Source organism: Microbacterium sp. LWH13-1.2, from assembly GCF_038397735.1.
Lineage (GTDB): Bacteria > Actinomycetota > Actinomycetes > Actinomycetales > Microbacteriaceae > Microbacterium.
This window is the reverse complement of record NZ_CP151635.1, coordinates 2,800,743-2,814,617: the sequence shown is the minus strand read 5'-3', so window position 1 is coordinate 2,814,617 and position 13,875 is coordinate 2,800,743. Positions and strand designations below refer to the sequence as shown.

The following is a 13,875-nucleotide window of genomic DNA, read 5'->3' as shown; positions in this document are numbered from 1 at the left end:
TCAGCTCGCGGCGGCCTCGTCGGCCACGGCCAGCGCGCCGTCGAGCACGGCGAGGCCGCGCACCAGGTCGTCTTCGCTGATCACGAGCGGCGGCGCCACGTGCATGCGATTGAAGTGCGTGAACGGCCAGACGCCGGCCTTCTTCGCGGCGGCGGCGAAGGCGGCGACCGGCGCAGCATCCGCTCCGCTCGCGTTGAACGGCACGAGCGGCTCGCGCGTCTCTTTGTCGCGCACGAGCTCGACGGCCCAGAACAGGCCGCGTCCGCGCACCTCGCCGACGCTCGGGTGGGTGTCGACCCAGCGGCGCAGCGTCGGCTCGACGATGCGCTCGCCGAGGTCGCGCACGCGCTCGAGGATGCCGTCTCGGCGGAACACCTCGAACGTCGCGACGCCCGCGGCGCACGCGAGCGGGTGGCCCGAGTACGTCAGGCCGCCGGCGAAGGGCGTGGTGTCGAACGCCTTCGCGATGCGCTCCGAGATCACGACGCCGCCGAGTGGCACGTAGCCCGAGTTCACACCCTTCGCGAAGGTGATGAGGTCGGGGCGGCCTCCGTACGCGTCGATGCCGAACCACTCGCCGAGCCGGCCGAAGCCGACCATGACCTCGTCGGCGATGTAGACGATGCCGTAGCGGTCGCACAGTTCGCGCACGCCCTGCAGGTAGCCGGGCGGGGGCACGAGCACGCCGTTGGTTCCGACCACGGTCTCGATGATGATCGCGGCGATGGTCTGCGGGCCCTCGAGCTGGATCGTCTGCTCGAGATGGGCGAGCGCGCGCTCGGACTCCTGCTCCGGCGTCTCGGCGTGGAACGGCGAGCGATACAGGTAGGGTCCGAAGAACCGCACGGCGCCCGAGTCGGGAGTGCCGTTCGCCCACCGGCGCGGGTCGCCCGTCAGCGAGATCGCGGTCGAGGTCGACCCGTGGTAGCTCCGGTACATCGAGAGCACCTTGTGGCGACCTGTCGACTGACGCGCCATCCGCACCGCGTACTCGTTGGCCTCGGCGCCGCCGTTCGTGAAGAAGACCTTCTCGAACCCCTCGGGTGCGACCTCGACGATGAGCCGGGCGAGCTCGCCCCGCACGTCGTTGGCCATCGCCGGCTGGATCGTCGAGAGGCGTCCGGCCTGCTGCTGGATCGCCGCCACGAGATCGGGATGCTGGTGCCCGAGGTTCAGGTTGACCAGCTGGCTCGAGAAGTCGAGGTAGGCGTTGCCGGCGTAGTCCCAGAACGTCGAGCCCTCACCCGCGGCGACGGGAAGCGGATCGATCAGGCCCTGCGCGCTCCACGAGTGGAAGACGTGGCCGCGGTCGTCTGCACGCACCTGCGCCTCGGCCTCGGGGGCAGGCAGCGGGTGGGATGCGCCATGCCGGTCGGTGTAGTTCGTCATGTCTCGTGTCTCAGTTCTCGGTGTCTGCTCGGGAGCTCAGTGGTTGCTCGGGAAGCCCAGGTCGATCTGCGAGGGCGTGTGGTCGGGCCAGCGGGTGGTGACCACCTTCGACCGAGTGTAGAAGTGCACCGACTCGGGGCCGTAGATGTGCGAGTCGCCGAACAGCGAGTCCTTCCAGCCGCCGAAAGAGTAGGCGCCGATCGGCACGGGGATAGGCACGTTGACGCCGACCATGCCGACCTCGATGTCGAACTCGTACTGGCGGGCGGTGCCGCCGTCCCGCGTGAAGATCGCGGTGCCGTTGCCGTACGCGTTCGCGTTGACGAGCTCGACGGCCTCGGCGTAGGTCTCGACGCGAACCACCGAGAGCACCGGGCCGAAGATCTCGTCGTCGTACACCTTCATGCCGGGAGCGACCTGGTCGATCAGGCTGACCCCGATGAAGAAGCCCTCGGAGTCGAACTCCTTCGTGGTGCCGTCGACCACGACCGTCGCGCCCTCTGCGGCGGCTCCGGTGACGTACGATGCGACGCGGTCGCGGTGCTCGCGGGTGATGAGCGGACCCATCTCGCTCGCGGCATCCGTGCCCGCGCCGATCGTGAGGCCCTCGATGCGCGAGGCGATCGCGGCGACCAGGTCGTCGGCGATGTCGCCGACAGCGACCAGCACCGAGACGGCCATGCAGCGCTCTCCGGCCGAGCCGTAGGCGGCCGACACTGCGGCGTCGGCAGCGGCGTCGATGTCGGCATCCGGCATGACGACCATGTGGTTCTTCGCTCCGCCGAGCGCCTGGACGCGCTTGCCCGCGGTCGACGCGCGCTGGTAGATCGACCGGGCGATCGGCGTCGAGCCGACGAAGCTGATCGCGTTCACGCGCGGCGACTCGAGCAGGGCGTCGACGGCCTCCTTGTCGCCGTGCACGACGTTGAGCACGCCGTCGGGAAGACCCGCCTCCTGGAAGAGCTTGGCGAGCCAGACCGACGCCGACGGGTCCTTCTCGCTGGGCTTGAGCACCACCGTGTTGCCGCAGGCGATGGCCGAGGCGACCATCCACAGCGGCACCATGACCGGGAAGTTGAACGGGGTGATAGCGGCGACGACGCCGACGGGCTGCTTGACCGAGTGCACGTCGACCCCACGCGAGACCTGCTCGCTGCGCTCGCCCTTCAGCAGGTGCACGAGACCGGCGGCGAACTCGACGTTCTCGATGCCGCGCGACACCTCGCCCGCGGCATCCGAGAGCACCTTGCCGTGCTCCGAGGTGACGATCGCCGCGAGCTCGGGCGTGCGCTCCTTGAGCAGCTGACGCAGGCGGAAGAACACGTCGGCGCGCTTGATGAGGCTCGTCTCGCGCCATGCGGGCAGAGCGGATGCCGCGGCGGCGATCGCCTGGTCGACCTCGGCGGTGGACGCGAAGGCGACCTGCTTCGAGACCTGACCCGTGGCCGGGTCGAACACCTGTCCCGTGCGTGCTGCGTCGGCGGTGTCTGCTCCGTTGATGAGGTGACGGACGATGTCCACAGGACTCCTTCGAGGGGGTGAGATCCGCGTCGAACACTCTGACCGAGTGGCGATACGCTGGCTTCCTCCCATGATCACAGAGTGCAAGGAGCATCTGCGGTGTCAGAACGTAGCGAGATCGGCGACAATCGGACAGATCGTCCGACGGGCGCCGTCTTCCTGACGGTGGCTGATGTGCTCGCAGAGGCTGCCGTGCAGCAGGGCGAGCCCGACGTGCTCGTCGGCGGTGCGGCGCTCGACGCCGCGGTGCGCTGGGTGCACGTCTCCGACAGCGTAGGCGTCGCGCGACTGCTCGACGGCGGTGAGCTGCTGCTGACCACAGGCGCCGGGTGGCCTGTCGACGACGCCGAGCTGAGGGACTTCGCGTCGAGCCTGCATCGGGCGGGAATCGCCGGCATCGTGTTCGAGCTGAAGACCGCTCGGCAGGCGGTGCCGCAGCCGGTCGTCGACGTCTGCGCGACAGTGGGGCTGGCCCTCGTCGCCCTCACACGCGAGGTCAAGTTCGTCGCCGTGACCGAAGCCGTGCACCATGCGCTGATCGCCGCGCAGACGCAGGCGCTGCGCGAACGGCAGCACCTGCACGAGCTCTTCACCGCGCTGAGCCTGCAAGGGGCTCCCGCCGACGTCGTGGTCTCCCAGACCGCTCGAGCGCTCGGAGCCCCGGTCGTGCTCGAGAACCTCGCGCGCGAGGTGATCGCGGCCGAGGGGCTCGAGATGCCGATCGCCGAGGTGCTCGAGAATCGCAGTGCGGCGGAGCCGGTGCCCGTGCAGGCGCGCGGGGTGCGCTGGGGCACGCTCCTCGCGCTCCCGGGTCCGCCACACCCCGCCGGTCGCGTGACCGTGCTCGAGCAGGGAGCGACGGCCCTCGCCTTCGGATGCATCGCCGACGGCGGCGATGCGGAATGGTCGCTGCTGGCTCAGCGTGATGTGATCGACGACCTGCTCGGAGCGCGCTTCGCGAAGGCCGAGGACATCGACGCCCGGCTGCGCGCCGGAGGATTCGCGCTCCGAGGCCGCCACTGCCACGGGATCGTGGCACGGGGCAGCGGCTCGATCAGCGAGCTCGCCTATCGCGCGCGGCAGGCCGGCTTCGCGGCGATGGCCGCCCGCGTCGACGGCGATGACGTGGCGCTGCTGTCGGTGCCCGCATCCGCCGGGCTGTCCGACGAGGTGCTGCTGCGCATCGCCGGCCCCGACCGAGCGGTCTTCGTGGGGCCGGTCGCCGACGACGTGATCGGTCTGCTCGGCTCTCTGCGCGCGGCGCGGGATCTGGCCGACAGCGATCGGGCCGAGACGGGAGCCCGAGTGCATCGTGTCGACGACCGCCCGCTCGAACGGCTCGTCGCCACGCTGCGCGACGATCACCGACTGCACGAGCACAGCGAGCGGATGCTGGCGCCGCTGATCCGATACGACAGGGAGCGACGCGGCGACCTGCTCGATGTGCTCGCCGCTCTCGTCGCACACCCCGGCAACCGATCGGCCGCAGCGGCGGCGAGCCACCTGTCGCGGTCGGTGTTCTACCAGCGCCTCACGCTGATCGGCGATCTGCTGGGGGCCGATCTCGACGACGGCGAGACGATCGCGGCGCTCCACCTCGCACTCCTGGCGAGGCGGCGCACCGCGGCATCCGGCTGAGACGATCCGGCTGGGTCAGAGCACCGACTGGGCCTCGGAGAGGACGCTGCGCAGGATCTGCCCGATCTCGCGGAACTCGGCGGGGCCGATCGTGAGCGGCGGCGCGAGCTGGATCACGGGGTCGCCGCGGTCGTCGGCGCGGCAGTAGAGGCCGGCCTCGAACAGGGCGGGGGAGAGGAAGCCGCGCAGCAGCCGCTCAGACTCGTCGTCGTCGAACGTCTCGCGCGTGCCCTTGTCCTTCACCAGCTCGATGCCGAAGAAGTAGCCGTCGCCACGCACGTCGCCCACGATCGGCAGGTCGAGCAGGGTCTCGAGCTCGGCGCGGAACAGCGGCGAGTTCTCGCGCACGTGCTCGTTGAGCCCCTCCTCGTCGAAGATGGCGAGGTTCTCGAGCGCGACCGCTGCCGAGACCGGATGCCCGCCGAACGTGTAGCCGTGCGGGAACGACACGTCGCCCTTCGAGAAGGGCTCGTAGATCCGGTCGCTGATGATCGTGGCCCCGATCGGCGAGTAACCGCTCGTCATGCCCTTGGCGCACGTGATCATGTCGGGCACGTAGCCGAGGCCGGTGCACGCGAAGGTGTGGCCGAGTCGGCCGAACGCGCAGATCACCTCGTCCGAGACGAGGAGCACGTCATGGCGGTCGCAGATCTCGCGCACCCGGGCGAAGTAGCCGGGAGGGGGCGGGAAGCATCCGCCCGAGTTCTGCACCGGCTCGAGGAAGACGGCAGCGACGGTGTCTGCGCCCTCGAACAGGATCATCTCCTCGATGCGGTCGGCCGCCCAGCGACCGAAGGCCTCGAGGTCGTCGCTCGGTCCGCCCATCTCGGCCGCGCGGTAGAAGTTGGTGTTCGGCACCCGGAAGCCGCCCGGCGTGACCGGCTCGAACATCGATTTCATCGCCGGGATGCCGGTGATCGCGAGGGCGCCCTGCGGAGTGCCGTGATAGGCGACCGAGCGCGAGATCACCTTGTGCTTGGTGGGTTTGCCCTGCAGCTTCCAGTAGTGCTTCGCGAGCTTGAAGGCCGTCTCGACAGCCTCGCCGCCACCGGTCGAGAAGAAGACGCGGTTCAGGTCGCCCGGAGCCTCGTCGGCCAGTCGGTCGGCGAGCTCGATGGCCGCGGGGTGCGCGTACGACCAGAGCGGGAAGAAGGAGAGCTCGGAGGCCTGCTTCGCCGCGGCCTCGGCGAGGCGTCGGCGACCGTGTCCGGCGTTCACGACGAAGAGTCCGGCGAGGCCGTCGAAGTACTCCTTGCCCTTCGAGTCCCAGATGCGGTGACCGTCGCCCTTGACGATGATCGGCACACCGCTCTTCTCCATCGTGGACTGGCGCGTGAAGTGCATCCACAGGTGGTCCTTGGCCATGGCCTGGAGTTCGGCCTCGGACGGAGTCGTGCGTTGCGTGCTCATCTGGTCCCCCAGTTGTAGAGCTGCTTCTGCAGCTTGGCGTAGATGAAGGTCTCGGTCGACAGCACCCCGTCGATCGGGCGGATGTGGTCGTTGATCATCGCGAGCAGGTCTTCGTCGTCCTCGCACACGACCTCGGCGAGGATGTCGAAGGACCCGACCGTGATCACGACGTAGTCGATCGCGGGGATCTCGGCGATGGCCTCGGCGACGAGCCGGGTGTCGCCGGAGACGCGGATGCCGATCATGGCCTGGCGGGGAAAGCCCAGCTGCATCGGGTCGGTGACCGCGACGATCTGCATGACGCCGGACTCGGTCAGGCGTTGGACCCGCTGGCGGACGGCGGCCTCGCTCAGGCCGACTTCTCGTCCGATGTCGGAGTACGAGCGTCGCCCGTCCTCCTGCAGCAACTCGATGATCGTCTTCGCGACGTCATCCAACGGGGGGTGCTTCTTCGAGGACGGCATGATGCGATCCTCGCACCGGAGCGGGCGCTCTTCAACCGATTCCGCAGATTAATCGGATCCGCAGCCGGGAAAACGCAGAATATCGGGCCTAGGAGTCGAGTGGTCCCAACCACGCGCTCGCCGCGGTCGCGTGCGCCGACTCGGGGTCGGACGGGTGGAATGCGCCGGCCAGCACGTCTCGATACAGACGTGAGAGCTCGTTCGACGAGAAGTACGAGCCGCCGCCCGCGACCAGCATCGCCTGGTCGACGACGTGCTTCGACATGGTGATGGCCCGATGCTTGACGCCCGAGAGCAGGGTGAACCAGCGGGCGCCGTTGTCGACCTTCTCATCGACGTCTCGCGCGAGCGATGCGATCTGGGGAGGCAGCGCGTCGTACGCGAGCCCCATGTCGGCGATGCGCCAGCGGATGTCGGGGTCCTGGCTGTAGGCGGCGCCCGTCTTCTTCGAGCGGCGCTTCTGCGCGGTGAGCACCGCCAAGTCGAGCGCGCGTCGTGCGATACCGGTGTACACCGAGGCCAGCAGGATCTCGAAGACAGAGAAGATGCCGAAGACGATGGGGTCGGGGTTCGGGCCCGGATCGATGCGGCGCACCACATGCGCGGCATCCGCGGTCGCTCCGTTCAGGCGCGTCGTCCTGCTCTGCGTCCCGCGCATGCCGAGGGTGTCCCAGTCGTCGCCGGTGACGACCGCGTCGGTGCGCTCGACGAAGGCGAACACGAGCTTCGGGGCGTCGGGGCTCGTCGTGTCGAGGCCGTGCAGCCCGAGCCTGGTCCAGACGGGCGCGAGAGAGGTGAAGATCTTGGTGCCCGTGAACGAGTAGCCGCCGTCGGCGGTGGGCACGGCATCCGTGTCGCTGTCGAACAGCACCAGGTCGTTGCCGCCCTCGCTGATGCCGAAGGCGAAGACGTCGCCGGCCACGGCGCCGTCCTGGACGAACTCGAGGCCGGGGACTCCCCGGTCGGAGAAGACCTTGGCGACACCCGTCCAGACGAGGTGCATGTTGATGGCGAGGGCCGTGGCGGGGGCGGCCGTCGCGAGGCGCTGCTGCAGGATCGCCGCCTCGGCGAGCCCGAGCCCCGCGCCGCCGCGCTCGGCCGGCACGAGGATCGACAGGTAGCCCGCGTCGCGGAGCTCGTCGAGGTCCTGCTGGGGGAAGGAGTTGTCGCGGTCGTGGATGGGAGCCCGCTCGCGGATGCGCTCGAGCAGGTCGTCGGGGAGGAACGCGGTCGGGTCGAACGTGCTCATGCGAGTGCCTCTTCCAGCTGTCGGATGGTCTCCTCCGGCTTGTCGCGGTGCAGCGAGTGGCCCGATCCCGCGACCACCGACATCGTGATGAGCGGGTTCGATGCGAGCACGGCGGCGGCGACGTCGCCGGTGAAGATGCTGTAGACCGCGGGGTCGGAGGCGATCACATGCGTCGGGACGGTCAGCCGTGCGGCATCCGCCGTGACGTCCCAGGGCGTGTTCTGCCGGCTCGTCTGCTCGACGGCCCAGGCGCTCGTGCGGTGCACCGCATCGACCTTGAGTTCCCAGTCCTGCGGATGCCAGTGCGGATGCTCCTGCTGCACCAGCTCGACCCTGTTGTCGGCGAACGCGCGCTCCTGGCTCTTGCGCACGATCGTGGCGTCGCGGCCGCCGACGAGGATCGCGGGGTCGAGGAGCACCAGTCGCCGGGTCCAGTCAGGGGCGGATGCCGTGGCAACGGTGGCGGAGGCCCCGCCGAGCGAGTGGCCGACCACGGCATCCCACGAGCCGCCGTCGTCGGGGAGCGTGGCGACGAGATCGGCGCCGTACGCGGCGACCGAGTAGTCGAGCGCGCGCGGTGCATCGCCGTGGCCCCGCAGATCGATCGCGGTCGCGTGCCAGCCCACGTCTGCCAGAGCAGTGCCGAGGCGCCACATGAGCGCGCCGGACGAGCCGAGTCCGTGCACGAGGAGGACGCGGCGATCAGACGCCGGGTGTCCCCAGGAGATGCGAGGCAACGAGAGCGGTGCGGGCATGCTCTCAGCCTACGACCGGCGTGTGCGAGGCAGCCCGACTGCGGTCACGCGAGGTCAGATCAGGGGAGGCAGATCGCCGTGCGTCGTGAGCACCCGCGCGGCCGCGGCGTGCCCGGCTGAGAGCCGATCAGCGAGGTCGGCGCCGTCGAGGGTCGCGGCGAGGAACCCGGCGGCGAAGGCGTCGCCAGCGCCGACCGGCTCGACGACGTCGACCCGGGGAGCCGGCACGAACACCGGCTCGTCGTCGCCGCGGAACGCTGTCGCGCCGACGTCGCCGTCTTTGACGATGAGCAGCCCGCAGTGCGGCAGGTGCGCGCGGATCTCGGCGGCAGTGACGGTGCCCCAGATGCGCTCGGCCTCGTCGCGTCCGACGAACGCGACGTCGGCGGCATCTGCGAGCCGGGCCAGCGTCTCGGCGGCATCCTGCATCGTCCACAGTGCGCGGCGGTCGTTGACGTCGAACGAGACGAGCGCGCCGGCGGCACGGGCGTCGACGTAGAGCTGATCGACCATCGCGCGGCACGACGCCGAGAGCGCGGGGGTGATGCCGGTGGTGTGCACGATCCGCACGCCGGCGAGCTGGGCGGCGTCGAGGAACCCCGGACCCATCAGCGAGGCCGCCGATCCGCGTCGGTAGTAGTAGACGGCGGAGGATTCGACGCCCGGGTCCTTGAACATGACGCCGGTCGGAGCATCCGCATCCGTCGTCACCCAGAGATCGACGCCCCGGCGCGCGAGCTCGGTCGAGATGCGGCTGCCGATTGGGTCGTCGCCCAGGCGCGAGGCCCACGCCGCCGTGCGCCCTGCCGCCACGAGGCCGACCGCGACGTTTCCCTCTGCGCCTGCCAGTCCCAGCGCGGCCGTCTCGGTCTCGGCGAGCGGTGCGCCGAGGGCTGTGACGAGTCCCATGGACTCTCCGACGCAGATCACCTCGGGGGCTGGGGCTTTGCTCTCTGGGGCGGTGGATGCGGGGGAGGGGGCAGAGCTCATGAAGGGGTGACCGCCAGGGGTTCGGTGTCGGGGTGGGGGCTCGCATCGCGATGACGCAGATCGGGGAAGGAGCGGACGAAGACGATCGAGACGACGAGTCCGGCTGCGGCGAAGAGCGTTGCCGCGAGGTAGGCGCCGCGGGGATCCGTCGCATCGACGAGGAAGCCCGCGACGGCAGAGCCGGCCGCGGCGCCGATCAGCTGACCGGTGCCGGCCCAGCCGAAGGCCTCGGCGGTCTCGCTGAACTTGACGCTCGCGGTCGTGATGGCGAACAGCACGGCGAGAGCCGGCGCGACGCCGATACCGGCGACGATCAGGGTGCCGCCGAGCCAGAACTCGTTGAGGGAGAGCATGGTGAGCGCGAGGCCGACCGTGACGATGGCGAGGCGGCGGGCCATCGCCCAGGGGCCGATGGGGATGTGTCCGAACGAGAGTCCTCCGGCGAGGCTGCCGACGGCGAACACCGCGAGCACGAGGCCGGCCGCGAGGCTGCCGTGCTCGAACGTCGCGACGACACCGACCTCGACCGCGGAGCACGCGCCGATGAGCAGGAATCCGATGATTGTGGCGAGCAGTACCGGCGGTTTGAGCACGACCTTGCCGAGGGCGCTGCGGCTTCGCGGGATGCGCACGCGGCCGACCTCGGGAGAGAGGATGAACCACGCTCCGCCGCCGACCAGCACGACCGCCACGAGCAGCAGCCCCACGGCCGTGCCGATCTGCGTCGACACGAGCGTGATCACGACGGGGGCGAGCACCCAGATGATCTCCTGCAGCGAGGCATCGAGAGAGAAGAGGGGGGTGAGCTGTGTCGAGTTCACGAGCTTCGGATAGATGGTGCGCACGGCGGCCTGCACCGGCGGAGTCGAGAGGCCGGCGATCATGCCGAGCGCCATGTATCCGGGGACGTTCAGGGGGAGCAGCGCCAGGCCCAGCACGGCGACCACGCACACGCTGAGCGTGAGGGCGAGCACGCGGCGCATGCCCCAGGCGCCCATCCATCGACTCGTGATCGGGCCGGCGACGGCCTGCCCGACGCTGGTCGCGGCGAGCACCAGGCCCGCGGAGCCGTATGAGCCGGTCTGCTGTTCGACGTGCAGCAGGATCGCGAGCGAGGTCATCCCGTTGGGGAAGCGAGCGGTCAGCTGTGCAGCGATCATGCGCGCCACTCCGGGCGTGCGAAGAAGGTCACGATATCCCGCCACGGGTCAACGCTACCGGGAGGTGCGGACGCCGGTCGAAGCGGCCGATCCTCGACACGCCGCGACACGCCCAAACCGAGTTTCCACAGAAAATCCGATGTCAGAGGTGAGGCGTACGGTCCGACCTGTGGATGGATCTCTCACAGGTCGTTCCCAGCCGCGATTTCTCGCGGTTCGGAGCTGCTCTCGAGGTGCCTGAGCCTGTGGAAGAAACGGTGGAGAACCTGTGTTGTACCAGTGGAGAGCGGTGGAAAACTACACGTATGTAACTACTACCCCTAGTGGTCACCCTGAATGTCCGTACCTATATGTAGTATTGAGATCCCGGTGAGGGTCTACCGGAAAACAGCCTGATACAGATGCAGGCCAGAGATTTGAGGGGAAGCGAAAAGATGTCGATCACGGTCTACACGAAGCCGTCCTGCGTTCAGTGCAACGCCACCTACCGCGCGCTCGACGCCAAGGGCATCGAGTACGAAATCCTCGACCTGTCGGAAGACGCAACTGCGCTCGAGCAGGTCAAGGCGCTGGGCTACATGCAGGCGCCGGTCGTCGTCACCGACGAGGGCCACTGGTCGGGCTTCCGTCCCGACAAGATCGACGAGCTCGCCTCGCGTCTGGCGTGATCCGCCATGAGCGCCGTCGCGACCGCCGCGCCGCTCCTGGTCTACTTCTCGAGCGCCTCGGGTAACACCGCGCGCTTCGTCGAGAAGCTCGGGCTCCCGGCCCGACGCATTCCCCTTCTCCGACAGCAGGAAGATCTCGTCGTCGACGAGCCCTTCGTGCTGGTCACCCCCACCTACGGCGGGGGTGAGGGGCGCGGCGTCGAACGAGGCGCGGTGCCCAAGCAGGTCATCCGGTTCCTCAACGACGAGCGCAACCGGAATCACATCCGCGGAGTCATCTCCGCGGGGAACACCAACTTCGGCGACTCCTTCTGTCTCGCCGGCGACATCATCAGCCGCAAGTGCAACGTGCCTCACTTGTATCGGCTCGAGATCTTCGGCACACAAGACGATGTAGATCGCGTGAGCGACGGATTGGAGCGACGGTGGGTACCGCAGTTGACGAGCAGGCAGGAACCGACTCAGTGACAGACACGGTGGCGTTCAAGATGAACCCGACCTACGAGGGCCTGGACTATCACGCCCTCAACGCGATGCTGAACCTGTACGACGCGAACGGGAAGATCCAGTTCGACGCCGACAAGCGGGCGGCACGCGAGTACTTCCTGCAGCACGTCAACCAGAACACGGTGTTCTTCCACTCGCTCAAGGAGCGTCTCGACTACCTGGTCGAGAAGGAGTACTACGAGCCTGCCGTGATCGAGCAGTACTCGCTCGAGTTCATCCAGAAGCTCAACGACCTCGCCTACAGCAAGAAGTTCCGGTTCGAGACGTTCCTGGGCGCCTTCAAGTACTACACGAGCTACACGCTCAAGACGTTCGACGGCAAGCGCTACCTCGAGCGCTTCGAAGACCGCGTCGTGATGACGGCACTCGGCCTCGCCGGCGGCGACGAGAACCTCGCAGTCGCCCTGGTCGAGGAGATCATCTCCGGCCGTTTCCAGCCCGCGACGCCGACCTTCCTCAACTCGGGCAAGGCCCAGCGCGGCGAGCTCGTCAGCTGCTTCCTGCTGCGCATCGAAGACAACATGGAGTCGATCGCCCGCGGCATCAACTCCGCTCTCCAGCTCTCCAAGCGCGGCGGCGGCGTGGCGCTGTTGCTCTCGAACATCCGTGAGGCCGGCGCTCCGATCAAGCAGATCGAGAACCAGTCCTCGGGCATCATCCCCGTGATGAAGCTCCTCGAAGACAGCTTCAGCTACGCCAACCAGCTCGGAGCCCGTCAGGGTGCAGGAGCGGTGTACCTCAACGCGCACCACCCCGACATCATGCGCTTCCTCGACACCAAGCGTGAGAACGCCGACGAGAAGATCCGCATCAAGACGCTGTCGCTCGGCGTCGTGGTTCCCGACATCACGTTCGAGCTCGCCAAGAACGGCGAGGACATGTACCTCTTCTCGCCGTACGACGTCGAGAAGGTCTACGGCGTTCCCTTCGGCGACATCTCGGTCACCGAGAAGTACCGCGAGATGGTCGACAACCCGCGCATCAAGAAGACCAAGATCAACGCGCGCGAGTTCTTCCAGACGATCGCCGAGATCCAGTTCGAGTCGGGCTACCCGTACATCATGTTCGAGGACACGGTGAACAAGGCCAACCCGATCAAGGGCCGCATCAACATGTCGAACCTCTGCAGCGAGATCCTGCAGGTGAACACGCCGACCACGTACAACGACGACCTCTCGTACGACCAGATCGGCAAGGACATCTCCTGCAACCTCGGCTCGATGAACATCGCGCTGTCGATGGATGCCGACGATCTGGGTCAGACGGTCGAGACCGCCATCCGTGCGCTGAGCGCGGTCAGTGACCAGAGCCACATCCGCTCGGTCCGTTCGATCGAAGACGGCAACGACCGCTCTCACGCGATCGGCCTCGGCCAGATGAACCTGCACGGCTTCCTCGCTCGCGAGCACGTGCACTACGGCTCCGAAGAGGGCATCGACTTCACGAACATCTACTTCTACACGGTGCTGTTCCACGCGCTGCGCGCCTCGAACAACATCGCGATCGAGCGCAAGCAGGCCTTCGACGGCTTCGAGGACTCGACCTACGCGTCGGGGGAGTTCTTCGACAAGTACATCGAGCGCGCCTGGGTGCCCGAGACCGAGAAGGTCAAGGAGCTCTTCGCCGGCAAGCACATCCCGACGCAGGCCGACTGGGTGGCGCTGAAGTCGTCGATCCAGGAGCACGGCATCTACAACCAGAACCTGCAGGCGGTGCCCCCGACCGGCTCGATCTCGTACATCAACAACTCGACGTCGTCGATCCACCCGATCGCGTCGAAGATCGAGATCCGCAAAGAAGGCAAGCTCGGCCGCGTCTACTACCCGGCGCCGTTCATGACGAACGACAACCTGGAGTACTACCAGGACGCCTACGAGATCGGCTACGAGAAGGTCATCGACACGTACGCCGCCGCCACCCAGCACGTCGACCAGGGCCTGTCGCTGACGCTGTTCTTCAAGGACACCGCCACGACGCGTGACATCAACAAGGCTCAGATCTACGCATGGCGCAAGGGCATCAAGACGATCTACTACATCCGTCTGCGTCAGATGGCGCTCGAGGGCACCGACATGACCGAGTGCGTCTCGTGCATGCTCTGATCCGGCCCTGAACACGAGAAAC

General features: G+C 68.1%; 12 protein-coding genes. 4 read left to right on the top strand and 8 right to left on the bottom strand.

Annotated elements, in window-relative coordinates:
• Together MRBLWH13_RS13595 and MRBLWH13_RS13590 are read right to left on the bottom strand one after the other, a co-directional pair.
• Nucleotides 1-1,389, bottom strand: a complete 1,389-nt coding sequence (locus MRBLWH13_RS13595) for an aspartate aminotransferase family protein (protein ID WP_341955489.1) — start codon at nt 1,387-1,389, stop codon at nt 1-3.
• Between the two features lie 36 nt (nt 1,390-1,425).
• Nucleotides 1,426-2,910 (bottom strand): CoA-acylating methylmalonate-semialdehyde dehydrogenase, encoded by a 1,485-nt coding sequence (locus MRBLWH13_RS13590; protein WP_341955488.1) that lies wholly within the window; start codon nt 2,908-2,910, stop codon nt 1,426-1,428.
• A 99-nt stretch (nt 2,911-3,009) separates the two neighbouring features.
• Here MRBLWH13_RS13590 and MRBLWH13_RS13585 point away from each other — a divergent pair, with 99 nt between their 5' ends.
• Nucleotides 3,010-4,548, top strand: a complete 1,539-nt coding sequence (locus MRBLWH13_RS13585) for a PucR family transcriptional regulator ligand-binding domain-containing protein (RefSeq protein ID WP_341955487.1) — start codon at nt 3,010-3,012, stop codon at nt 4,546-4,548.
• Nucleotides 4,549-4,563: 15 nt separating this feature from the next.
• On the opposite strand, the gene MRBLWH13_RS13580 is transcribed toward MRBLWH13_RS13585, so the two are convergent.
• The 6 genes from MRBLWH13_RS13580 to MRBLWH13_RS13555 form a co-directional block, all read right to left on the bottom strand.
• On the bottom strand, nt 4,564-5,958 hold the full coding sequence (locus tag MRBLWH13_RS13580; RefSeq protein WP_341955486.1) for an aspartate aminotransferase family protein: 1,395 nt from the start codon (nt 5,956-5,958) through the stop codon (nt 4,564-4,566).
• Complete coding sequence (locus MRBLWH13_RS13575; protein WP_341955485.1) at nt 5,955-6,422, bottom strand: Lrp/AsnC family transcriptional regulator; 468 nt, start codon at nt 6,420-6,422, stop codon at nt 5,955-5,957. The genes MRBLWH13_RS13580 and MRBLWH13_RS13575 overlap by 4 nt, the downstream gene beginning before the upstream one ends.
• An 88-nt stretch (nt 6,423-6,510) precedes the next feature.
• Complete coding sequence (locus MRBLWH13_RS13570) at nt 6,511-7,671, bottom strand: acyl-CoA dehydrogenase family protein (RefSeq protein ID WP_341955484.1); 1,161 nt, start codon at nt 7,669-7,671, stop codon at nt 6,511-6,513.
• Nucleotides 7,668-8,426 carry an alpha/beta hydrolase gene (locus tag MRBLWH13_RS13565; protein ID WP_341955483.1) on the bottom strand — a complete coding sequence of 253 codons (759 nt, stop codon included), beginning with the start codon at nt 8,424-8,426 and terminating at the stop codon, nt 7,668-7,670. Before MRBLWH13_RS13565 ends, MRBLWH13_RS13570 begins: the two co-directional genes overlap by 4 nt.
• Nucleotides 8,427-8,480: 54 nt before the next feature.
• Nucleotides 8,481-9,335 carry a sugar kinase gene (locus MRBLWH13_RS13560; RefSeq protein WP_341955482.1) on the bottom strand — a complete coding sequence of 285 codons (855 nt, stop codon included), beginning with the start codon at nt 9,333-9,335 and terminating at the stop codon, nt 8,481-8,483.
• 77 nt (nt 9,336-9,412) lie between these two features.
• On the bottom strand, nt 9,413-10,621 hold the full coding sequence (locus tag MRBLWH13_RS13555) for an MFS transporter (RefSeq protein WP_341955481.1): 1,209 nt from the start codon (nt 10,619-10,621) through the stop codon (nt 9,413-9,415).
• Between the two features lie 389 nt (nt 10,622-11,010).
• Between MRBLWH13_RS13555 and nrdH the strand changes: the two genes are divergently transcribed.
• From nrdH to nrdE, 3 genes are read left to right on the top strand one after another with little or no spacing between them, the layout of a single operon-like run.
• Entirely contained in the window at nt 11,011-11,244 is a 234-nt protein-coding gene (gene nrdH, locus MRBLWH13_RS13550; protein WP_042537838.1) for a glutaredoxin-like protein NrdH, read from the top strand.
• Between the two features lie 6 nt (nt 11,245-11,250).
• Entirely contained in the window at nt 11,251-11,712 is a 462-nt protein-coding gene (gene nrdI, locus MRBLWH13_RS13545; protein ID WP_042537840.1) for a class Ib ribonucleoside-diphosphate reductase assembly flavoprotein NrdI, read from the top strand.
• Between the two features lie 20 nt (nt 11,713-11,732).
• The gene (gene nrdE / locus MRBLWH13_RS13540) at nt 11,733-13,853 is read left to right on the top strand and encodes a class 1b ribonucleoside-diphosphate reductase subunit alpha (protein ID WP_042537901.1); all 2,121 of its coding nucleotides are present in this window, start codon (nt 11,733-11,735) and stop codon (nt 13,851-13,853) included.
• The last annotated feature ends 22 nt before the right edge of the window (nt 13,854-13,875 follow it).